Annotated in this window: 23 protein-coding genes; 14 read left to right on the plus strand and 9 right to left on the minus strand. The window is 72.3% G+C overall.

All coding sequences use genetic code 11. The features are described 5' to 3' along the window. Positions 1-94: 94 nt before the first annotated feature. Positions 95-541, minus strand: coding sequence for a hypothetical protein (locus NQU55_RS24935; RefSeq protein ID WP_168092738.1), 447 nt, complete (start codon positions 539-541; stop codon positions 95-97). 449 nt (positions 542-990) lie between these two features. On the opposite strand from NQU55_RS24935, the gene NQU55_RS24940 reads away from it, so the two are divergent. Continuing rightward, a complete protein-coding gene (locus tag NQU55_RS24940) occupies positions 991-2001 on the plus strand; it encodes a sigma-70 family RNA polymerase sigma factor (RefSeq protein WP_168092737.1) in 1011 nt (336 codons plus the stop codon). Between the two features lie 201 nt (positions 2002-2202). Here NQU55_RS24940 and NQU55_RS24945 read toward each other — a convergent pair whose 3' ends face one another. Beyond that, positions 2203-3165 carry a helix-turn-helix transcriptional regulator gene (locus NQU55_RS24945; protein WP_168092736.1) on the minus strand — a complete coding sequence of 321 codons (963 nt, stop codon included), beginning with the start codon at positions 3163-3165 and terminating at the stop codon, positions 2203-2205. 117 nt (positions 3166-3282) lie between these two features. On the opposite strand from NQU55_RS24945, the gene NQU55_RS24950 reads away from it, so the two are divergent. The 4 genes from NQU55_RS24950 to NQU55_RS24965 all read left to right on the plus strand — a co-directional run bounded on the left by NQU55_RS24950 (position 3283) and on the right by NQU55_RS24965 (position 8656). Next, positions 3283-4776: an MFS transporter gene (locus NQU55_RS24950; protein ID WP_168092735.1), complete on the plus strand. Its 1494-nt coding sequence runs from the start codon at positions 3283-3285 to the stop codon at positions 4774-4776. 141 nt (positions 4777-4917) lie between these two features. Next, a complete protein-coding gene (locus NQU55_RS24955; protein WP_168092734.1) occupies positions 4918-5679 on the plus strand; it encodes a DeoR/GlpR family DNA-binding transcription regulator in 762 nt (253 codons plus the stop codon). Next, a complete protein-coding gene (gene pfkB, locus NQU55_RS24960; RefSeq protein ID WP_168092733.1) occupies positions 5676-6635 on the plus strand; it encodes a 1-phosphofructokinase in 960 nt (319 codons plus the stop codon). The genes NQU55_RS24955 and pfkB overlap by 4 nt, the downstream gene beginning before the upstream one ends. Continuing rightward, positions 6632-8656 (plus strand): PTS fructose transporter subunit IIABC, encoded by a 2025-nt coding sequence (locus tag NQU55_RS24965; protein WP_168092732.1) that lies wholly within the window; start codon positions 6632-6634, stop codon positions 8654-8656. Before pfkB ends, NQU55_RS24965 begins: the two co-directional genes overlap by 4 nt. Here NQU55_RS24965 and NQU55_RS24970 read toward each other — a convergent pair. Further along, on the minus strand, positions 8653-9204 hold the full coding sequence (locus tag NQU55_RS24970) for a DUF6879 family protein (protein ID WP_168092731.1): 552 nt from the start codon (positions 9202-9204) through the stop codon (positions 8653-8655). The two genes, NQU55_RS24965 and NQU55_RS24970, sit on opposite strands and share 4 nt — an antisense overlap. A gap of 598 nt (positions 9205-9802) precedes the next feature. Between NQU55_RS24970 and NQU55_RS24975 the strand changes: the two genes are divergently transcribed. From NQU55_RS24975 to NQU55_RS25015, 9 genes are all read left to right on the plus strand, one after another. Then, on the plus strand, positions 9803-11053 hold the full coding sequence (locus tag NQU55_RS24975; RefSeq protein ID WP_168092745.1) for an NsdA family TPR-like regulatory protein: 1251 nt from the start codon (positions 9803-9805) through the stop codon (positions 11051-11053). After that, on the plus strand, positions 11050-11574 hold the full coding sequence (locus NQU55_RS24980; RefSeq protein ID WP_168092730.1) for an NUDIX domain-containing protein: 525 nt from the start codon (positions 11050-11052) through the stop codon (positions 11572-11574). Before NQU55_RS24975 ends, NQU55_RS24980 begins: the two co-directional genes overlap by 4 nt. Before the next feature lie 282 nt (positions 11575-11856). Next, positions 11857-12351 (plus strand): hypothetical protein, encoded by a 495-nt coding sequence (locus NQU55_RS24985; RefSeq protein WP_168092729.1) that lies wholly within the window; start codon positions 11857-11859, stop codon positions 12349-12351. Continuing rightward, positions 12348-12779, plus strand: a complete 432-nt coding sequence (locus NQU55_RS24990; RefSeq protein ID WP_256791172.1) for a hypothetical protein — start codon at positions 12348-12350, stop codon at positions 12777-12779. The genes NQU55_RS24985 and NQU55_RS24990 overlap by 4 nt, the downstream gene beginning before the upstream one ends. A gap of 131 nt (positions 12780-12910) precedes the next feature. Then, a complete protein-coding gene (locus NQU55_RS24995; protein WP_168095191.1) occupies positions 12911-13342 on the plus strand; it encodes a GntR family transcriptional regulator in 432 nt (143 codons plus the stop codon). A 42-nt stretch (positions 13343-13384) separates the two neighbouring features. Continuing rightward, positions 13385-14293 carry an ATP-binding cassette domain-containing protein gene (locus tag NQU55_RS25000; protein WP_256791173.1) on the plus strand — a complete coding sequence of 303 codons (909 nt, stop codon included), beginning with the start codon at positions 13385-13387 and terminating at the stop codon, positions 14291-14293. After that, the gene (locus NQU55_RS25005; protein ID WP_168095192.1) at positions 14290-15267 is read left to right on the plus strand and encodes an ABC-2 membrane transporter-related protein; all 978 of its coding nucleotides are present in this window, start codon (positions 14290-14292) and stop codon (positions 15265-15267) included. Before NQU55_RS25000 ends, NQU55_RS25005 begins: the two co-directional genes overlap by 4 nt. A gap of 117 nt (positions 15268-15384) precedes the next feature. Continuing rightward, positions 15385-16170, plus strand: a complete 786-nt coding sequence (locus NQU55_RS25010) for a class I SAM-dependent methyltransferase (protein WP_168095193.1) — start codon at positions 15385-15387, stop codon at positions 16168-16170. 154 nt (positions 16171-16324) lie between these two features. Continuing rightward, positions 16325-16975: a VIT1/CCC1 transporter family protein gene (locus NQU55_RS25015; protein ID WP_206329854.1), complete on the plus strand. Its 651-nt coding sequence runs from the start codon at positions 16325-16327 to the stop codon at positions 16973-16975. A gap of 246 nt (positions 16976-17221) precedes the next feature. Here the strand turns inward: NQU55_RS25015 and NQU55_RS25020 are convergent, their stop codons facing one another. From NQU55_RS25020 to NQU55_RS25045, 6 genes are all read right to left on the minus strand, one after another. Further along, complete coding sequence (locus NQU55_RS25020) at positions 17222-18316, minus strand: P1 family peptidase (protein WP_206329852.1); 1095 nt, start codon at positions 18314-18316, stop codon at positions 17222-17224. A gap of 13 nt (positions 18317-18329) precedes the next feature. Then, on the minus strand, positions 18330-19541 hold the full coding sequence (locus tag NQU55_RS25025; protein WP_168095197.1) for a low temperature requirement protein A: 1212 nt from the start codon (positions 19539-19541) through the stop codon (positions 18330-18332). Between the two features lie 70 nt (positions 19542-19611). After that, on the minus strand, positions 19612-19809 hold the full coding sequence (locus NQU55_RS25030) for a hypothetical protein (RefSeq protein WP_168094273.1): 198 nt from the start codon (positions 19807-19809) through the stop codon (positions 19612-19614). Between the two features lie 91 nt (positions 19810-19900). Then, positions 19901-20374, minus strand: a complete 474-nt coding sequence (gene mscL, locus NQU55_RS25035; protein WP_256791175.1) for a large conductance mechanosensitive channel protein MscL — start codon at positions 20372-20374, stop codon at positions 19901-19903. Between the two features lie 131 nt (positions 20375-20505). Further along, positions 20506-21357 carry an S-methyl-5'-thioadenosine phosphorylase gene (locus tag NQU55_RS25040; protein ID WP_206329646.1) on the minus strand — a complete coding sequence of 284 codons (852 nt, stop codon included), beginning with the start codon at positions 21355-21357 and terminating at the stop codon, positions 20506-20508. Positions 21358-21449: 92 nt separating this feature from the next. Continuing rightward, on the minus strand, positions 21450-21770 hold the full coding sequence (locus NQU55_RS25045; protein WP_168094271.1) for an FmdB family zinc ribbon protein: 321 nt from the start codon (positions 21768-21770) through the stop codon (positions 21450-21452). Positions 21771-21804: the final 34 nt, after the last annotated feature.

Here is a 21804-nt window from a genome sequence, read left to right on the forward strand (position 1 = left end):
CGCTAGGGCCGGTTGTCAGATACACGGAACCGTCTGAAGTCCTACGTCGCTGGGTCCCGTCACCTCCCCGGGGCCTGCCGCTCACCCGGTCCCGTCACACGTCCGCCCGGTGCTCGTGCCAGTAGAAGACGTAGTACGAGGCGAGGCCCATGCCGAACCCCGTCAGCAGTCCGATGCCCGTGGAGCGCAGCACCGTGCCGCCGCTGAGGCTGTGCAGGAATCCCATGCTGCCGCCGAAGAGGGCCCCGAAGGCCGCCGCGCGGACCTCGGCGATCATCGTGTTGCGCTCGTGGAGCAGGGCGTAGCCCGCCGCCATGGCGATCAGGCCGGCGACCACGCCGATGAGCACGGCGGCGGCCACCGAGTAGCCGTTGTTGCTCGCCAGGAAGATGGCGAACAGGCCGAGCGCGACCCCGCCGACGACGGGTACGGCCCAGGTGAACCGGGGTGCGTGCCCGGCGGGGAGGTGGGTGCCGCGCGCCACCGGGCCGGGGCCCTCGTGGGCGTGGTGGTGGCGCCCGGGCATGATCGAGTGCGTCATCGCGGGGCTCCTCTCTCGTCCCACCAGCGCACACCCGTGCGGGGGTACGGGCAACTCGATCAAACGGAGCGTGGCAACCACGGGGCCGTCCGCGTCGTCCTTGAGGGTGGGAGCACGGTCAAGGGCGACGGCTCCCGGCCGGGGCGCCGGCTGTCGCGCCTCCGTGACGGCCGTCTCACCCGGCCGCGGCGACAGGGGTCCGTGAGGTCCCCGGGACGCCTTCCCGTGCGGTCTGACCTGCGCTTCCGTAGGTCTCCTCGGCATGCATTCCGGTCTGCGGCCGCACAGGGTACTGCATGATCACCAAAAAGAAGACGTTCCGTGGGAATTCTGTCCGGATTCCAGTCGTTCTTTCCATCGGACGGGGCAACCGTGACAGGGTCCGCCCTTACAGGGAAGCCCTATCGAGCCCGTCCGTCCCGCGACCGACTCATCGCAAGGGAGTACGCATGGCAACCCGTGCCGTCGCCCGTCGTCAGACTGCCGACAAGGGCGCTGAGGGGGCGAGCAGCGCGCGCGCCTCCGGCGAGATCGCCGACCGCGACCTGGTGGGGATGTACCTCGACGAGATCGCACGTACACCCCTGCTCGACGCCGCCAAGGAGGTCGAGCTCTCCCAGACCATCGAGGCGGGCGTCTACGCCCAGCAGCTCCTCGACGGCCATGAGGAACCGGGGAAGCCGGGAAAGGGTGCCGAGGCCGCGTCGCGCGAGGAGCTCGAGGTCATCGCGGCCGAGGGCGCGCGGGCCAAGGACGTCTTCATCAAGTCCAACCTGCGCCTCGTCGTCGCCGTCGCCCGGCGCTATCCCCGCAGCGGCCTCCCCCTCCTCGACCTGATCCAGGAGGGCAACGCGGGCCTGGTGCGCGCGGTGGAGAAGTTCGACTACACCAAGGGCTTCAAGTTCTCCACGTACGCGACGTGGTGGATCCGCCAGGCGATCACCCGTTCCATTGCCGACCAGTCCCGCACGATCCGGCTGCCCGTCCACCTGGTGGAGGAGCTCGGCCGGATCCGGCGCGTCCAGCGCGAGTTCAACCGCGAGAACGGGCGCGACCCCGAGCACTCCGAGATCGCCGAGGAGCTGGGCACCACCCCCGAGCGCGTCGGCGACGTCCTGGACTGGGCCCGTGACCCGGTCAGCCTGAACATGTCCGTCGACGACGAGGGCGAGACCCAGTTCGGCGATCTGCTGGAGGACACCTCCGCGGTGTCGCCCGAGCAGTCGGTGATCGCCCTGTTGCGCAGCGAGGAGCTGGAGGACCTGATCGGCCGCCTCGACCAGCGGACCGCCTCGATCATCAAGGCGCGCTACGGCATCGAGGACGGCCGCGAGCGCACCCTCACCGAGGTCGGCAAGCAGCACGGCCTCACCCGTGAGCGGATCCGGCAGATCGAGAAGCACGCCCTGCTGGAGCTCAAGAAGATGGCCCACGACACGGGCTTCGACGCGGCGGCGTAGTGCGCCGTAGTGACGTAGCGGCTTAATAGGGCATAACCTCATAGACCGGGCCCCGGCGCCACCCCCCCCTGCGTCGGGGCCCTCCTTTGCGTCGTACGTTGCTGTTGCGCCGTACGCCGCCGCTGCGGCCCGCTCCACGCTTCTGCGGCCCGCTCCACGCCGCTGCGCCCGCTCCACGCCGCTGCGGCAGGCGCCGCCCGATCACCCCGCCGCGGCCCGGGTGATCCTCGCCCCCAGCTCGCGCAGGTGGTCCACCAGGCCCTGCGGCTCGTGGACGGTGAAGTCGCAGTCCAGCAGCGCCAGCCGGAAGGCGATCCACTCCACCGAGTCGGTGAGCTCCAGGTCGAGGCGGCACGTGCGGTCGTCCACCGGCTGCGGCGCGCCAACGTGCTGGGGGAGCCGCGCTGCGACGAACTCCGCGGGGGCGTGCAGCGTCGCGACGACGCGCACCGTCGGCTGCATCCGGCCCAGCGAGCGGTTCATGAACTCGGCCGCGTCCGCCGCCGGCAGCTCGCGCGGCGTGAAGCGCGCGCCCGTCGCGAACGGCTCGCTGACCCGGTCCACGCGGAACGTGCGCCAGTCCTCGCGGTCGATGTCGTAGGCGACGAGGTACCAGCGGCGCCCGGTGCTCACCAGCCGGTGCGGCTCGACGAGCCGCTGCGTCCCGGTGCCGTCCCCCTTGCGGTAGGCGAAGCGCAGCCGCTCGTGGCCGGTGGCCGCCGAGGCCATGACCGTCAGCGTCCGCGGGTCGACCGTCGCGCCGTCGCCCGAGGTGATCGGCACCGTGGCCGCCTGCAGCGCCGAGACGCGGTGCCGCAGCCGGGACGGCAGCACCTGTTCCAGCTTGGCCAGGGCCCGTACGGACGCCTCCTCGATGCCGTCGACGGCGTGCCCGGCCCCCGCCCGCAGCCCGACGGCGATCGCGACCGCCTCCTCGTCGTCCAGGACGAGCGGTGGCAGGGCCGCGCCGGCCGCGAGCCGGTAGCCGCCGACGGCGCCCATGGTCGCCTGCACGGGATAGCCGAGGTCCCGCAGCCGTTCGATGTCGCGCCGGATGGTGCGCGTGGTCACCCCGAGCCGCTCGGCGAGTTCGCTGCCGGGCCACTCGCGCGGCGTCTGGAGCAGGGAGAGCAGATTCAGGAGCCGTGCCGGAGTGTCGGTCATAACACCAGGGTGGCAGCGAAGTGGGACACAAGCTGTCCTATATGGGGTCTACGGTCGGGTCATACGCAAAAACGCATCCCACACCTCACCCACACCACCGAAAGGCCAGGTCCATCCATGACCACCGATTCACCGCCCACCGACCGCCGCCGCTGGCTGGCGCTCGCGGTAGTGATGACCGCTTCCTTCATGGATCTGGTCGACGTGACGATCGTCAACATCGCGATGCCCAGCATCAGGCGCGACATCGACGCCTCGTTCAGCGTCCTGCAGTGGCTCAGCGAGGGCTACGCGCTGGCCTTCGCCATCGGCCTGATCACCGGCGGCCGGCTGGGCGACATCTACGGCCGCAAGAAGGTCTTCCTGCTGGGCATGGGCGGCTTCACGCTCGCCTCGATGCTCTGCGGCGTCGTCAGCGACCCGCAGCTGCTCGTCGCGGCGCGCGTCCTGCAGGGCCTCATGGGCGCCCTGATGGTCCCCCAGGTCCTGTCGATCATCCACGTCACCTTCCCCGCGCACGAACGCGGCAAGGTCTTCGGCATGTTCGGCGCGGTCGTCGGCCTCGGCGCCGTCTCCGGCCCGCTGCTGGGCGCCCTGCTCACCCAGTGGAACCTCTTCGGCCTCGAATGGCGCCCGATCTTCCTGATCAACCTGCCGGTCGGCATCGCCGGTCTGCTCCTCGGCCGCCGCTTCATCACCGAGTCCAAGGCCCCGCAGGCCCTCAAGCTCGACCTCGTGGGCGTGGCCCTGGCCAGCGCCGGCCTGCTGATGCTGCTCTTCCCGCTCACCCAGGGCCGCGAGCACGACTGGCCGCTGTGGGGCTTCATATCCATGGCCGCGTCCGTGCCCGTCTTCGCCGGCTTCATCGCGTACGAGCGCCACAAGACCCGCAAGGACGGATCGCCGCTGGTCGAGCTGTCGCTGTTCAAGGTCCGGAGCTTCGCGGGCGGCGTCGGCGTCCAGCTGGTCTTCGGCATGACCACCGGCATCTTCTTCATGGTGTGGACGATGTACATGCAGATGGGCCTCGGCTGGTCCCCGCTGCGGGCCGGCCTGACCGGCATCCCGTTCTCGATCGCCGTCTCGGTGGCCGCGGGCATGTCCGTGCAGAAGCTGGTGCCCCGCTTCGGGCGCAACGTCCTCTCGGCGGGCGCCGTCGTGATGGCCGCGGGCGTGCTGACCTACATCTGGGAGGCCGACCGCTACGGCGCGGACATCACCTCCTGGCAGATGGCGCTGCCGCTGATCGTGATGGGCGCGGGCATGGGCCTGATCGTCTCCCCGATCACGGACGCGATCCTCTCCGAGGTGCCGCGCGAGCACGCGGGTTCCGCGTCCGGCCTGATCAACACCACGATGCAGCTGGGCCAGGCGATCGGGCTCGGCCTGGTCTCGGTGGCGTTCTTCTCCGTCGTGGACAAGGCGGACCCGCGGCACGAGACGGTGGCCGACATCTTCAGCGGTGCGTTCACGCACGCGATGTGGTGGGTCGTGGGCGGCCTGGTGGTGGTGTCGGGGCTGATGTTCCTGCTCCCGAAGCACAAGGCCGCGGCCGCGGAGGCGCCGGAGGCGTCCGCGATGGCCAACGAGGCGGAGCCGGCCACGGCCTGACCCGCTGGAACCCCCGGAGCGCCGGGCGGGCCGGATTCCCGGCCCGCCCGGCGCTCCGTTTTTGAATCTGTTTACTTCCTGCCCGTATCGGCGGTAACCTCCGCGAGAACCACAGACTCGGGCATGGAACGGACGTAAAATATGTACGCACCGGAGCGTCAGCAGCACATCCTGCGGCTCGCCCGCGAGAGCGGACGCGTGGACGTCCTCTCCCTGGCCGAGGAGCTGCAGGTCACCGCCGAGACCGTCCGGCGCGACCTCAAGGCCCTGGACCGGGCGGGCCTCGTCCGCCGGGTGCACGGCGGCGCCATCCCCGCCGGGCGGCTCGACTTCGAGCCCGACCTCGCCGAGCGCGAGGCGACCGCCGCCGGCGAGAAGGACGCCATCGCCCGGGCCGCCCTCGCCGAACTCCCCGCCGACGGCAGCGTGATCATCGACGCGGGGACGACGGCCGCGCGCCTCGCCGGCCTCCTCCCGCTCGACTGCGCGCTCACCGTCGTCACCCACGCCCTGCCGGTCGCCGCCCGGCTCGCGGACCACCCCGGCATCTCCCTCCACCTGGTCGGCGGGCGGGTCCGGCACCGCACCCGCGCCGCCGTCGACGCCTGGGCGCTGCGCGCGTACGCCGAGATCCACGCCGACGTGGCCTTCCTCGCGACCAACGGCTTCTCGGCCGACGGCGGCCTGACCACCCCCGACCTGGCCGAGGCCGCGGTCAAGCGGGCCGCCGCCGGGGCCGCCCGGCGCGTCGTCCTCCTCGCCGACTCGGGCAAGTACGGGCAGCGGCACTTCGCCCGCCACGGCGAACTCTCCGACGTCGACCTGCTGATCACCGACGCCGGGCTCGCCCCCGAGGACGCCCGGGACATCGAGGCCGCGGGCCCGGCGGTGGTCCGAGCATGATCCTCACCGTCACCCCCAACCCCAGCCTCGACCGCACCTACGAGATCCCGTCGCTGGAGCGCGGCGCCGTCCTGCGCGCGGCCGGCGACCGCGTCGACCCGGGCGGCAAGGGCGTCAACGTCTCCCGCGCGGTCGCGGCCGCCGGGCGGCGCACCGTCGCCGTCCTGCCGCTCGGCGGGGCGGAGGGCGCGCTGCTGGAGCGGCTGCTCGGCGCGTACGGCATCGAGGTCGCGGGCGTGCCCGTGCAGGGCTCGACCCGCGTCAACGTCGCCCTCGCCGAACCCGACGGCACCCTCACCAAGGTCAACGCCGCGGGCCCCGAACTCACCGCGGGGGAGGCGGAGTCGCTGCTGTCGGTCGTACGGAGCCGGTCGGCGGGCGCGGACTGGATCGCCTGCTGCGGCAGCCTGCCGCGCGGCCTCGCCCCCGAGTGGTACGGGCGCCTGGTGGCCCGCGCGCACGGCGCCGGGGCCCGGATCGCCCTCGACACCTCCGGCCCGTCCCTGACCGCGGCCCTGCGCGAGCGCCCCGACGTCGTCAAGCCCAACGCCGAGGAACTCGCCCAGGCCACCGGGCGGGCCCTGGCCACCGTCGGCGACGCGGTGCGGGCGGCCGCCGGCCTGCGGGAGCAGGGCGCGCGGGCCGTCCTGGCCAGCCTCGGCGCCGACGGCCAGCTGCTCGTCGACGACTCGGGCACGTACTTCGGCACGGCGCGGGTCGCGGCCGTGCGCAGCAACGTCGGCGCGGGGGACGCGTCCCTCGCGGGCTTCCTCGCCGCCGGCGGCACGGGCCCCGCCGCGCTGGCCTCCGCACTGGCCCACGGTGCGGCGGCCGTCCAGCTGCCGGGCAGCGCGATGCCGGTGCCGGCCGACCTCGACCCGGCGGGGGTGACGGTGACGTCCGACGTCCCGCTCGACCGCGTACTGACGGAACCGACACAAGGGAGCCCGCGATGAGCGAGACCGCGAGGAGCGAGCCCGCGACGAGCGAGACCGCGACGGGCGCGCCCGGGGCGCACGAGCTGATCAGCGCGGCGCTGGTCGACCTCGCGCTCGACCGGTCCGCCGCCACGAAGGCTGAGGCGGCCCGGTCGCTCGCCGAGCGCATGCAGGCCCTCGGCCGCGTGACCGACCTGGAGGGCTTCCTCGCCGACGTCGCCGCGCGCGAGGCCCAGATGCCGACGGGCCTGGACGGCGGCATCGGCATCCCGCACTGCCGCAGCGCGCACGTCACGGAACCGACGCTCGCCTTCGGCCGCTCGGCGGCCCGCATCGACTTCGGGGCGCCGGACGGCCCGGCGGACCTGATCTTCCTCATCGCGGCGCCGGCGGGGGCGGACAGCGACCACCTCACGATCCTGTCGGGCCTCGCGCGGCAGCTGATGGACGAGGAGTTCACGAAGGCGCTGCGGGGCGCGGGGAGCGCGGAGGTGGCGGCGGCGCTGATCAGGGGCGAGGAGGTGCCGCAGGAAGAGCCCGTCGAGGAGACGCCGCCCGTTGCGGTCGCGGACCGCTTCCGCGTCGTGGCGGTGACGTCCTGCCCCACGGGCATAGCCCACACGTACATGGCCGCGGAGGCGCTGGAGAAGGCCGCGCGGGAAGCGGGCGTGGAGCTGGCGGTGGAGACGCAGGGTTCGGCGGGCTACACGCAGCTGGACGCGGACGTCGTCGCGGCGGCCGACGGGGTGATCCTCGCGCACGACGTGGAGGTGCGGGGGCGGGAGCGCTTCGCGGGGAAGCCGACGGTGGACGTCGGGGTGAAGGCGGGGATCAGCAGGGCGGCGGAACTCATAGCGGAGGTAAGGGAGGCGGAGGCGAGGGAAAAGGAAAAGGAACCGGAGAAGGAAAAGGAACCGGAGAAGGAACCGGAGGAGGGCCGAGTCCGGACGCCCTCTCCGATGGAAGCGGCCTCCCGGCCTGGGGACAACTTCGCCACTCGCCTCCGCACGTGGCTGATGACGGGCGTGAGTTACGTCGTGCCGTTCGTGGCGGCGGGCGGCCTGCTCATCGCACTGGCCTTCGCCATCGGGGGCTACGAGGTGAACAAGGCGCCGTCCGTCGCGGAACACTTCGCGTGGACGGAGACGGCGAGCTGGGCGGCGCTGCTGTTCCAGGTCGGCGGGGCGGCGTTCGGGTTCCTGGTACCGGTCCTGGCGGGCTACATCGCGTACGGGATGGCCGACCGCCCCGGCCTCGTCCCCGGCTTCGTGGGCGGGGCCATCGCCCTGACCGTGAACGCGGGCTTCCTGGGCGGCCTGATCGCGGGCCTGCTGGCGGGCGCGGCGGCGACCGCCGTACAGCGGCTGCGCGTACCGCGTCCGCTGCGGGGCCTGATGCCGGTGGTGGTGATCCCGCTGGTGACCTCGGCCGTGGTGGGCTTCCTGATGTTCCTGGTGGTCGGCAAGCCGGTCGCCTCGCTGCAGAAGGCCCTCACGGACTGGCTCGGCGGCCTCGACGGCGCGAACGCCGTCGCCCTGGGCGCGATCCTCGGCCTGATGATGTGCTTCGACCTGGGCGGCCCGCTGAACAAGGTCGCCTACGCCTTCGCGGTCGGCGGCCTCACCGACCCCAACGAGGGCAGCCTGAAGGTGATGGCCGCGGTCATGGCGGCGGGCATGATCCCACCCCTGGCCATGGCCCTGGCCACGACCGTACGCGGCCGCCTCTTCACGGAGACGGAACGCGAGAACGGCAAGGCGGCGTGGGTCCTGGGCGCGTCGTTCATCTCGGAGGGAGCGATCCCCTTCGCGGCGGCGGACCCCCTGCGGGTGATCCCGTCGGCGATGGCGGGCGGCGCGGTGACGGGCGCCCTGTCGATGGCCTTCAACTGCACCCTCCGCGCCCCGCACGGCGGCGCCTTCGTCATCCCCCTGATCGGTCGGCCACTGCTGTACGTGGTGGCTATCGCGGCTGGGGTGACGGTGAGCGCGGCGTCGGTGGTGATCCTGAAGGGGCTGGGGAGGCGGGTGGCGGCTTAGCGGCGGCCCCGCAGCGTCCCGGGCATCCGCGCCTGGAAGCTTTGCGTGGCGACCGCGTGATGCCAGGCCGCGTCCCGGACCCGGCAAGCACGGACGACGCTCTCGGCGTCCTCAAGGATGCGGACGCCGAGATCCTGCCCGTTGCCGTCGAAGACGAACTCCACGACAGTCCGGGAGTCGAACAGCCAGAAGTCGTCGTCCGGCAGCCCGATGGGCACGGCATCAGCGCGGTACAGATTCCGGATGTCCTCGCCCGCCTCGACGTTCCCCAGCCCGGACGCGAGGAGAAAGCGCTGCCCTTCCGTAGGCGGATCGTCCACGAGCCGCACCCGCTCGAACCGCTTCCCGAGCCCGGTCTGCTTCCGGACATTGGCGTGCCAGGGCTGCTCCGGCTGGTAACCGAACGCCGTCTCCCCGGCCCGGAACCGGGCCCACTTGGGCCCGAGCTGGTCCGACGCGTACCCGCGCCGGGTCTCCAGCCGCCACGCCGTATGCGCGAAGTCCTCGAAAAAACAGGTGATTTCCTCGAAAGGCACGAGCTCTGCCATGACCCTCCTCAAAGCCGGTTGAACACTGCCCCTGCTCGGCCGTCCGAATGCGCAACACAGCTTGTCTCCTCGCTGCCGGCCTGTCTCGACGCCCACCACGATGCGCCGGCCGGTCGGCGGAATACCGCCCCCTCACGCGAGATCAACCGCTCCTGGGTGAGCCTCTGCCCAGTGCCGTGCCCTTACTGCGGAAAGCGCAGCGAACTCACCCCACCGCCCGTCCCGTACCGCCACCGCGCAGGCAAGCGTCAGCCGGAAGCACGTCCTGCAGGGACGAGAGGCGACCGCCTCGGGGCCGCAGGTCCCTTCGCCGCTCGCAGCCGCGTTGATCCGGCTCGTCCTGTTGACCTCCGCCACGCGCGTGCCGAGGTCCTTGGGGTTTGCGGAGGGCGCGCCCTCGCGCGGGGAAATGTCTGTAGCGTGGATCGGAGTCATACGGTGCCTCGTGCGTCGTCGGAGGAACGGGCGGTGCGAGCGAAGTCGCCTTCGCCGCCGGGGAATCCGGCGTGCAGCCCAGTCAACGGCCTCGGTCGGCTGCGGCGTGACACCACGGGGTGACCCCGAGATGGAGTCAGGGCCGGAGGTGGACCGGGTGGGGATGCACGCGCCGAGCCCGCAGGAGGTGGTCGCAGGCCTGCTGCAGGACGAGCGCTTCAGGTCGGCCTGTGCCCGGCGGGACATGGGCGCGGTGTTCCGTCTGCTCAATCACCGCGGAGTCAGTACCCGGCGCCTCGCCGCCGTTGTCGAGGTCACGCAGGGACGCCTCTACGACTACATGAACGGGAAGAGCCGGGTCGAAAAGCTCGCCATCTTCGAACAGATCGCGGACGCCCTGCACATTCCCGGCCATCTGCTGGGGCTGGCTCGGAGAACGTGGGAGCCCCGCGCGGAGCTTGCCGACTCGAACGTGCCGCCACCCGACGGCGATGACCTCGACACGGTCGGCACCTTCCGGGACGCGGACCGGCGAGCGGGCGGCGGGCGGTTGTACCAGGCTGTCGTGCGGCACCTGAGTGATCACGTCGCCCGGCGCCTGGTCGACTCGGCCAGCGGCCCCAGAGCGTTTGCCGCCGCCGCTGCGTTCACCGAGATGGCCGGCTGGATGGCCCACGACTCGGGGCGCGACGACCTCGCCGAAAGGCACTTCGTCCGCGCTCTGCCCCTCGCCCGCATGTCAGGCGACGTGCCCTTGACGGCGGGGATCGCGGCCAGCAGCAGCCACCTCGCTCTGCAGGCCGGAGATCCGGCGCAGGCCGTCCACTGGGCGCAGACCGGTCTCGACACAGCCGGCCGGGGCCCACGTGTTCCGTCACTGATGGCTCGCCTTCGGGCCATGGAAGCGAGGGCCCTGGCCGCTGTCGGCAGGACCGACGCAGCGGAACGATCACTGGAGCAGTCCCGGGAAGCCTTGAGCGCGCCACGGCAGGCCGAGCATTCCTGGACGAGCCCGTTCGACGCCGCATCGCTGGCCAGCGAGTCCGCGCTCGCCTTCAGCGACATGGGCAAACACGACGAGGCTTTGCAGGCCGCACGGCTGGCCATCGATCTGAGAGCGGACGGCCGGGCCCGTTCCCTGGCGCTCAGCCGCCTCGCTCTCGTGAACATCCATATCCGGCGGGCCGACTTGGATGCCGCGGTCGACGCCGGTGCCGAGCTTCTCCGCACAAGCCCTGACCTGGGGTCCGTTCGCTTCCTCAAGCAGCTGGCCGACGTCCGCAATGACCTCGCATGCCACCGGTGCTACGGGCCGGTGGAGGAATTCCTGGTCCGGCTGGACGAAAGCACCAGGCAGCGTTCGGTGCTCCTTGCCGACATCGTGCGCCCCCGCGAGCCCGGTCGGCCCCTATGACGCCGAGCCCTGAGGACGACCCGGCGGCCTGGCATGCCTACCTGGCCGAGGGCAATGCCAAACAGGCCCGGAAGCGCGTCGCCGCCGACCTCCTCCTGCGCGATACCGATGGGCGCTTCCTCCTGGTCAAGCCGACCTACAAACCCGGCTGGGACCTGCCCGGCGGCATGGCGGAGGCGAATGAGGCCCCGGACCGAGCCGTGCTCCGGGAGCTTGAGGAGGAACTGGGGCTGACCGTGGTGGTCCGGGGCCTGCTGGTGGTCGACTGGGTCGCTCCGCACGGCCCCTGGGACGACCAGGTGGCCTTCATATTCGACGGGGGAGTCATCGACGACGAGGCGGCCACTGCCCTCCGGCCTCGCGATGCCGAGCTCTCCGAAGCGCGCTTCACACCCGGTCATGCTGCAGCCGCGATACTTCGCCCCCGGCTCGCCCGCCGATTCGCCGCCGCAGTGGCCGCGCTTGCCTCCGGGCGTCCGGTCTACCTCTGCAACGGAGAAGACTTCTCGAACTCGGCGTAGGGGATTGCGTGATGCCAGGCCCCTCCCCGACGAAGGAGTTCCGGCGGGCTTGAGCTCCGGGCTTCGGGGGGCGGGATCCGGGCGCTCTTTTTGTGGAATGGGGGGTGGGTTCAACCCACCCTCCCTCCCAACGTCGCCTATACCACGGCCTGTTCACTTTTCGTGATCGGGTTGCGACATCCTGTTGTCCCGTCCTAGCGTTCGCAGCAACAAACAACCCCGGTCAGGCGCTGGAACGCCTGCCGGGGTTTGACCAACGAGATCGAATCGAGCCTCGATCCCATGGCTGATGCCGACTTTAGCGTTGCCCAGCGCTCCCCGCACCCGCACCCCGTCGCCGCCCCCGGCTACGGCAAGCGCACCGCACCCGATCAAGCCCCCCGCCGTCGGGGCGACTTCGCCCACTTACGGCCGCGTGAAGCCTCCATCGCCGCCTTTGTCGACCGGCTTCCCGAAGGGGCCGCGATGGACGCGAAGACCCTGGCCGCGCACCTCGCCGACTACGGGCAGGCCGCCTGCCGCACCGCCCTCCGGCGGCTGTCGGAAGCCGGGCATCTGCGGCGGGTGACCGAGCGGATCAAGGGTGACGGCGGTAGCTGGCACTGGGTCACGCGGACGTATTTCTCTCGTACTGCCAGGGACGATGGGAGGCCGTCCTGGCCGGTGGCGCGCCGCCTCAGGCCACCGGCGAGCGGGCCGCGCCCCGGCCCGCCCGCTCCCAGCGGTCCCGCGCCTACCTCCTCCTCGCCTCCCTCGGCCGCGTCGACCCCCGTATGACCCTTTCCGCCGCCGAGTGCCAGGCCCTCGAAGCGCTCGCCGCACAATGGCTGGATCTCGGCGCCCGTGAGGACGAGGTCGTGCGCGCCCTCACCGCCGGGTTGCCGCCCGAAGTGCACAGTGCCGGGGCCCTCGCCCGGCGGCGGCTCATCGACAAGATGCCGCCCGAGCGGGAGCCGGAACCGGAGCCGGAGGCGGGATCGGCACCCGGACCGCGCTTCCGCCCTCCCCTCCGCATTCTTGAGTGCACTACCTGCCGCACCCCCGGCCGCCCCGAAGCCCTCCCCGGCGGGGTCTGTCGCGACTGCCGCGGGCTTCCCTCCCCGTACGCCGATTGCCGCCGCGATCCCGACGAGATCCGGCGTCGCTCCGACGGCATCCGGCGTGCCATGCGCGCCGTCATGCAGGCCACAGCCCTCCCCTCGTAGGGCCCTCATAGGCCCCTCGCGGGCTCCGCCCAACCCTCCGTCGTCCCCCGAACGCGCACCGTTCGGATTTGACGACTTCAACATCACCTCCGCATCATTCCACTAACACGTTAGTGAAACGAGGGTGCCGAATGATCGCGTTCCGGATCGACCGGCGCAGCGGCGTGGCCACCTACCTGCAGCTCGTTCAGCAGGTCAGGCAGGCGCTCCGCCTGGGCGTCCTGGAGCCGGGGGACCGGCTGCCGACGGCCAGGGAAGTGGTCGAGGCCGTCGCCGTGAACCCCAACACCGTGCTGCGCGCCTACCGGGAGCTGGAGCGCGAGGGGCTCGTGGAGCCGCGGCCCGGCCGGGGCACGTTCGTGCGGCGGTCCCTGTCACGGGCCGCCTCGGCGGGCGACTCGCCGCTGCGGGCCGAGGCCGTCACCTGGGTGGCCCGGGCCCGCGCGGCCGGGCTGGAGCGGGAGGACGCCGCGGCGCTCGCCGCCTCCGTCCTCGACGAGTCCTTTCCGCCCCCCGAGCTGCCGCCTCCCTTCATCCCGGCCCCCCGGCCACCGCAGAACTAGACAGACGCGCAGACAGAGACGTAGACGCTGGAGGAAGACAACGTGACCGACGAACCCACCACCGCCCTGCGGGCGACGCGCCTGGGGCGGAGGTTCCGCGGTGGCTGGGCGCTCCGCGACTGCGACTTCGCCCTCCCCGCCGGGCGGATCACCGCCCTCGTCGGCCCCAACGGCGCGGGCAAGAGCACCCTGTTCCACCTGGCCACCGGCCTGCTCCGGCCGACCGAGGGCGAGCTCCGCGTCTTCGGCACCGAGCCGACCGGTCCGGACGCCCGCGACCGCATCGCGTTCCTCGCCCAGGACAAGCCGCTCTACCCCCGCTTCACCGTCGACGAAACCCTGCGCTTCGGCCGCGAGCTCAACCGCGACTGGGACGCAGCCGCCGCCGAGCGCATCGTCCGCGCCGGGAACATCCCCCTCGACGCCCGCGTCGGCGCCCTCTCCCAGGGCCAGGCCACCCGCGTGGCCCTCGCCCTCGCCTTCGGCAAGCGCCCCGACCTGCTGCTCCTGGACGAGCCGCTCGCCGACCTCGACCCGCTCGTGCGCATCGAGGCCATGGGCCTGGTCATGGCCGAGGTCGCCGACCGCGGCATCACCGTCGTCATGTCCTCCCACGTGCTCTCCGAGCTGGAGAACGCCTGCGACCACGTCCTGCTGCTCAAGCACGGCGCCGTGCGGCTGGACGGCGACGCCCAGCAGCTGTGCGACGCCCACGTCCGCATCAGCGGGCTCGCCGACCCGTCCACGGACGACGGCCTGCCGTCGGCGGTCGACCGCGCCGGCGTCGTCGAGGCCACCGCCACCGGGCGGCAGGTGCACGCCCTTCTCCGTCACACCGGACCGATCCCCGGCGACCGGTGGATCGCCGAAAGCCCCTCTCTGGAAGACCTCTTGCTCGCCTACCTGCGTTCCGACCGCACCCCCGCACCCGCCGCCGAGGCCGCCGCATGAAGGGCACCCTCTGGCTGGCCTGGCGCCAGCAGCGCGCCCTCGTCCTGACCGGCGCCGCCGTCCTCCTCGCCGTCACGGCCTGGGTCGTCGTCATGCGCATGGACATGATGGACTTCATCAGCAGCCACCACATCGACACCGCCGCCTGCAAGGGCTGGGACGGCTGCCAGGACGGGGCCGCGGGCGAGGCCGCCCTCAAGCTGCTGGACGACAACACCGGCCCCCTCCGCACCCTCGGCTCGCTCAGCACCGCCGTGCCCGTCCTCATCGGCATCTTCTGGGGCGCCCCGCTCATCGGCCGCGAGCTGGAGAGCGGTACGTGGAAGCTCGCCCTCACCCAGGGCGTCGGCGCCGGCCGCTGGTTCACCACCCGCTTCGCCCTCGCCGCCCTGTGCACCGTGACCGGCTCGGCCGCCCTCGCCGCGCTCGTCGCCTGGTGGTGGTCGCCGATCTCCAACATGCTGGACGGCCTCTACTGGCACGACGGCTACATCTTCAACGCCACCGGCCCCGCCGCCGTGGCCTGCGCCCTCTTCGGTCTCGCCGCCGGCACGGCCGCCGGGCTGTTCATCCGGCGCACGCTGCCCGCGATGGCCGCGGTCCTCGGCGCCGTCGTGGCCCTGCGGTTCGCGCTCAACAGCTTCCGCTCCGACTGGTTCGCGCCGCAGGTGTGGCTCAGCCAGGGCGACGCGCCCCGCCGGGAGATAGGCAGCGGCTGGTCGACCGGCGAGTTCGGCTTCGTCGACGCCGCGGGCCGCAAACACGCGATCGCGGACGCCTGCCCCTGGGGCGAGGGGCTGCCCGACCTCAAGACGTGCATGGCCCAGAAGGGCTTCACCGGCCGCTACCGCACGGTCTACCCGAGCAGCGACTTCTGGTCCTTCCAGTGGATCGAGACCGGCATCTTCCTCGGCCTCGCCGCCGCCCTCATAGCCGTCGTCTGCATCGTGCTGAAGCGCCGCCCGCTTCCGTAACCCCCGCCCTCTTTCCGTAACCCCCGTCCCCTCCCGTACCCCCGTCCCCTCGCGTAACCCCCGACCGCTGCTCCCCGTAACCCGCCGCCGCCTCTCCTGACCACGGAGGTCCCGCCCGTGTCCTCGCGCAAAGCAGCCGCCCTGCTCAAGAACCGCAGCAACCTCTCCCACAAGGTCCGTTACGCGGTGACCCACCCCGCCCGCATCGCGCCCTACCTCAAGCGCACCGCCCGCGACGGCTGGCTCCGCCTCAAGCACCCCGACCACGTCGACTACTACCGCGCCGTGATGGCCTCCGACACCGCCCGCAGCCCCGAGGCCGCGGTCGGCAGCAAGAGCCACGACCGCTGGCTCGCCCTGGGCAAGATGCAGTTCGACTACCTCAAGGAGCACGGCCTCGCCCCGCGCCACCGCATGCTCGACATCGGCTGCGGCAACCTGCGGGCCGGCCGGCTCTTCATCGACTACCTCGACGCCGGCCACTACTACGGCATCGACATCTCGCCCGACATCCTCATCTCCGCCAAGCGGACCCTGACCGCCTACGGGCTCCAGGAGAAGCTGCCGCACCTCACCATCACCCAGAACCTCACCCTCGACTTCCTCCCCGACGCGCACTTCGACGTCGTCCACGCCCACAGCGTGTTCTCGCACTCGCCCATCGAGGTGATCGAGGAGTGCCTGGCCCACGTCGGCCGGATCCTCGCCCCCGGCGGCTTCTTCGACTTCACCTTCGACCGCACGGAAGGCGCCGAACACCAGGTGCTCCGCGAGGACTTCTACTACCGCACCGGCACCCTCGTCGCCCTCGCCGAGAAGCACGGGCTGCGGGCGCGCTTCATGGACGACTGGGAGAAGCGGCCGCACGGACAGTCGAAGATCCGGGTGTGCCTGCCCGAGTGACCACCGGGATCGGTGGGAACCTCGGCTTGTGAGCGATGAGCCGCCCCCCACCGGTCCCACCGGTCCTGCCGACCCCACCGGTCCCGCCGGTCCCGCCGACCCCGCCAACCATCACGAGCCGCACGAAGGCGCCCTCGGCAACCGGCTCAACCGGCTGCGGGCCGCCGTCCTCGGCGCCAACGACGGCGTGGTCTCCACGGCCGGCCTCGTCGTCGGCGTCGCCGGCGCCACCGACGCGCGCGGCACGCTGCTGACCGCCGGGCTCGCCGGGCTGCTGGCCGGGTCCATGTCCATGGCGGCCGGCGAATACGTCTCGGTGAGCACCCAGCGCGACTCCGAGCAGGCCGCCCTCGCCCTGGAGCGGCGCGAGCTCGCCACCGCCCCGCAGGCCGAACTCGACGAGCTCACCGAGCTCCTGGAGGACAAGGGACTCACCGGCGAACTCGCCCGCGAGGTCGCCGAGCAGCTCACCGAGCACGATGCGCTCCGCGCGCACGCCGAGGTCGAGCTCGGCATCGACCCCGACGAGCTCACCAGCCCCTGGCAGGCCGCCGGGGCGAGCTTCCTGGCCTTCACGGCCGGTTCGCTGCTGCCGCTGCTCGCCATCGTCCTGCCGCCGGCGCACCTGCGGTTGGCCGTCACGGTCGTGGCGGTGCTCGCGGCGCTCGTGCTGTGCGGGTGGGGGAGTGCGCGGATGGGGGACGCGCCGGCGGGGCGGGCGATGCTGCGCAATGCGGGTGGGGGTGCGCTCGCCATGGCGGTGACCTACGCGGCCGGGTCGCTGCTCGGCGCGGCGGGGGTTTGACCTCCCCGGGGTTCCGCCGGGCACCCCGGTCTGTCGGCTGCGGGCCGTCCGTGGCTGGTCGCGCAGTTCCCCGCGCCCCTTATCGGGGCGCGTTGCCGCCCCGGACTCCTCGGGCATGAGACCTCAGCCGACTCGGTGGCCGAGGCGCGTTGCCGCAGCCGACTTCGGCAGCCCACTTCGGCAGCCGCCCGCAGGCGCCTCGCAGGCCCGGCTCCCGTACGGCTCCCCAGGCCCGGCTTCGCCCGGCTACCCGTACAGCTCCCCGTACGAAGGAAACACCCCTCCCGGCCCGTCCACCGATTCCGCCGCGAGTGCCCCCTTCGCCACCGCGCGCGTGACGACGTCCGCGCCCGCTGCCAGGATCTCGTTGAGTGCGCCGGCCGCCAGCAGGACGGCCGTGTCCCCGAAGACGTCCTCGGCGACCAGGGGGCGGTCGCCCGTGGCCAGGGCGAAGACCGTGTCGCCGTCGTTGAGTAGGTGCACCGGGCGGATGGCGCGCGCCAGGCCGTCGTGGGCCGTGCCCGCGAGTTTGTGCGCCTGGGCTCGGGTGAGCGCGGCGTCGGTGGCGACGACCACGAGGGTGGTGTTGAGCGGGGGCCGGACGGATGCCGCCGAGCGCTTCGCGGACTCCTCCCGGGCCTGGGCCAGCCGCTGCTGGGCGGCTGCGTGCCGCTCCTTCTCCGGAACCTCCACGACGCCCTCGTACAGCCGCCCGTACAGGAGGCCGGTCGCCGGATCGGCCACCGAGCCCGCGGCGTTGACGACCGCGAGCGCCGCGACCGTCGTCCCCGAGGGGAGCACGGCGCTCGCCGTGCCGACGCCGCCCTTGAGGCCGCCGGCCACGGCGCCCGTGCCCGCGCCGACGTTGCCCTGCGCGACGGGCGCCCCCACGTCCTCGCGGGCGGCGGCCTCGGCGGCCTCCCGGCCCAGCGCGGCGTCGGGACGGGCCCGCCAGTCGCCGCCGCGGCCCAGGTCGAAGAGGGCCGCGGCGGGGACGACGGGGACGACCTGAGAGGGGTCGGGGCCGACCCGGAAGCCGCGGCCGGAGTCCTCCAGCCAGGCCGTCACGCCGGACGCGGCGTCCAGCCCGAAGGCGCTGCCGCCGGTGAGGACGACGGCCTCCACGCGCTGGACGAGGTTGCGCGGGTCGAGGGCGTCGGTCTCGCGGGTGCCGGGGCCGCCGCCGCGGACGTCCACGGCGGCCACGGCGCCGCCTTCCGCGGTGAGGACGACGGTGGTGCCGGTGAGCGCGCCGGGGGCGGTGAGGTTCGCGTGTCCCACGCGGATGCCGGGGACGTCGGTGAGCGCGTCCATGGCCCCGGGGGCGGGTGCGTTCGTCATACAGACATGCGTATCACGCCTCGGCGAGCGGTGGGTTCCTTGTGGACAACCAGACCCCCGTCACGACCGTCGCCGCCGCCACCAGCCCCGCCAGCAGCACCGCGTTGCCGCCCGCGAACGTGCAGGCCAGGACGGCCAGCGCGGACACCGGGAGCACCAACTGCTGGGCCGTGCCCCGCTTGTAGTGGCGGGAGTGGACCAGCCAGACCGAGAACAGGAACAGGGCCCCGGGGATCGTCACCGTGCTCGACGCGGCGAACGTGGAGACGTGCGCCTTGCCGACGGCCTGCTCGATCGCCACCTCAATGCCCGCCCCGATCGCGGCCGCCGACCCGAAGACGATGTAGTGCCCGTAGCCCCACAGGAACGCCTGCCGGTTGGAGGCCAGGTGCAGGTGGATGGGGACGGCGAAGTAGATCCAGAACGCGGCGAAGATCAGCAGCAGGCCGCCCGCCGCCATCGGCAGCAGCTCGTCGAGCGCCTCGCTCTCCTCCAGCGCCGACTGCACGGCGACCGTGGCCGCCGCGACCGTCTCGCCCAGCACGATGATGGTGAACAGCCCGTACCGCTCGGCGATGTGGTGCGGGTGCCAGGCCGTCTGCCGCGTCATCTCGGCGAAGGTCGGGACCGCCATCTCCAGGAGGGCCATCGCCAGGAACACCCACGGCTTGGCGCCGTCCGGCAGGAACAGCAGCCCCAGCCAGCCCACCTGGCACAGGCACACCCCGGCCGCGTACTTCAGCGCCGTGCGCCGTTCCGCGCCCGTCGTGGAGAACGCGGCCCGCAGCCACTGCGACACCAGCGCCAGCCGCATCACCAGGTAGCCGAACCACACCACGGTGAAGTCGTTGTCGTCGAACGCCCGTGGGATGCCCGCCGACAGGATCAGCACCCCGGCGATCTGGACCAGCGTCACCACCCGGTACAGGACGTCGTCCGTGTCGTACGCGGACGCGAACCAGGTGAAGTTCATCCACGCCCACCAGATGGTGAAGAACGTCATCAGGTAGCCGAGCACGCCGTGCGCCGCGTGCCCCTCGGCCAGCGCGTGCACGAGCTCCCGCCCCGCGACGGCCACCGCCACGACGAAGCACAGGTCGAAGAAGAGCTCCAGGGGCGTGGCCGCCCGGTGCTCCTCCTCGCGCCCGCGGCCGGCCATCCGGCGCAGTACGGGGGAGTGCGGCGGTCCGCCGTCCGGCAGGGGGCGGGGCGCGTCCTCGCTCATGGAGCGATTCTCACCGGCCGTGGCGCGGAGTGCGCGCGGAGCGCGCGGAAGGGTGCAGCCGGGCGCGCGCTCAGATGTGGTGCGGCGGCTTCTCGTCCAGGAAGCGGGCCAGGTCCGCTGCGGAGCCTTCGCCGCCGTTGCCCGGCCGCTCGCCCCAGCCGCGGTCGGTGTCGTCCGAGGACTGCTGCGTCAGCGGGTCGTCGAAGATCAGGGCGGCAGCGGGCTTCCTGCGGGGCTGCGGTGCGGGCTCGGGGGCGGTGTCGCTCATGCGTCCAGGGTACGGGGAGGAGGCGCCGTCCCCGCCGGGTGATCGCACGGGCGCCTTCCGGCACGGGGTGCCGGAAGGCGCCCGCCGGCGACTACCTCTGCGCCGGCACCGTCTCCGAGCCCGGCTCGCGCCGCTGCTCGACGAGCGCGTCGCGGATCTGCTTGAGCAGCTCCAGCTCGGTCTCCTTGGCCGGGGCCGCGGGCGTACGGGCCGCCTGGCGGTCCTGCCAGCGCTTCATCGGCAGCAGCATCAGGAAGTAGACGACCGCGGCCGTGATCAGGAACGTGAGGGTCGCGCTGAGCACCGAGCCCCACTGGATGAAGACGCCCTTGGTGACCTCGCCGGCCGCGTTCTTGACGCAGGGGCCCTTCAGGCAGGACGCGTAGTGATCGAGGTCCTTCGTGCCGAAGGCCCCCACCACCGGGTTGATCACACCCTTGACCACCGAGTTCACGATGTTCGTGAACGCTGCGCCGATGACGACGGCGACGGCGAGGTCTATGACGTTGCCCCGCATGAGGAACGCCTTGAATCCGCCGAGGACCCCGGTCTTGGTCGTCGTCACTGCACAGCCTTTCTTGCCCTGTCTCCGGCCGAATGCCCCGGATGTTCCGGACGCTCTGGATATTCCGGATCTTCCGGATGCTCTGAATGTTCCGGAATAGAGGATTCCATATTCGGCCGGGGACCCCGTCATCAAGGCAGTTCGATACCCAGGTCCCAGCCCCGGTGCACGTCCGCGCACAGACAGTTGCGCTCCTTGGTCTCCGGCAGGGCCGTGACCGCCGCGAAGAGCACCTCGCGCAGCCGTCCCACGTTCTCCCCGAAGACCCGCATGACCTCGTCGTGCGAGACGCCCTGACCCGTCTCGGCGCCCGCGTCCAGGTCCGTGACCAGCGCCATCGAGGTGTAGCAGAGCTCCAGCTCGCGGGCGAGCACGGCCTCGGGGTGCCCGGTCATGCCGACGACCGTCCAGCCCTGGGCGGCGTGCCAGCGCGACTCGGCGCGGGTGGAGAAGCGCGGCCCCTCTATGACGACCATCGTGCCGCCGTCCACCACCGGCTCCCAGCCGTGCCCGCGCGCCACCGCGACCGCCACCGCGCGCCCGGTGGGGCAGTAGGGGTCGGCGAAGGAGGTGTGGACGACGTTGGGCACCCGGCCGTCGGGCAGCATCTCGCCGTCGAAGTAGCTCTGCGCGCGCGCCTTCGTTCGGTCCACGAGCTGGTCGGGGACGACCAGCGTGCCCGGCCCGTACTGCGGCTGCAGGCCGCCGACCGCGCACGGGGCGAGGACCTGCCGCACGCCGAGCGAGCGCAGGGCCCACAGGTTGGCCCGGTAGTTGATGCGGTGGGGCGGCAGGTGGTGGCCGCGGCCGTGGCGGGGGAGGAAGGCGACCTTCCGCCCGGCGAGCTCGCCGACGAAGAGGGAGTCGCTCGGCGACCCGTACGGCGTCATGACCGTGACCTCGGTCACATCCTCCAGGAAGGAGTAGAAGCCGGACCCGCCGATGACGCCTATATCCGCACGCGCGCTGTGCATTTCGACCATGAGGGTCACCCTAACGGCGCGTCAGGGCATGCCACAGAGCCCTTCGCCTCCTGCGGGGAGGTGAAGGGCTCTGCGGGAAGGACTGCGAGCGGTCAGGCCGCCGACGTGCCGGTGGCGGCCGTGGCCGACGAGGACGTCGAGGAGGCCGGGGACTTCGTGTCCGAGCTCTTCGAGGCGGACGACGAGGTCGTGGCCGAGGTCGTCGAGGGCTTCGCGGGCGAGCTGCTGGACGACGAGCCGCGGCTGTCGTTCCGGTAGAAGCCGGAGCCCTTGAAGACGATGCCGACCGCGGAGAAGACCTTCTTCAGGCGCCCCTGGCAGCCGGGGCACTCGGTCAAGGCGTCATCGGTGAACTTCTGCACCGCCTCGAGGCCCTCGCCGCACTCGGTGCACTGGTACTGGTAAGTCGGCACTTGCTCCTCCTGGCACTCTCACTCGTTGAGTGCT

It is taken from the genome of Streptomyces telluris, from assembly GCF_024519335.1.
Lineage (GTDB): Bacteria > Actinomycetota > Actinomycetes > Streptomycetales > Streptomycetaceae > Streptomyces > Streptomyces telluris.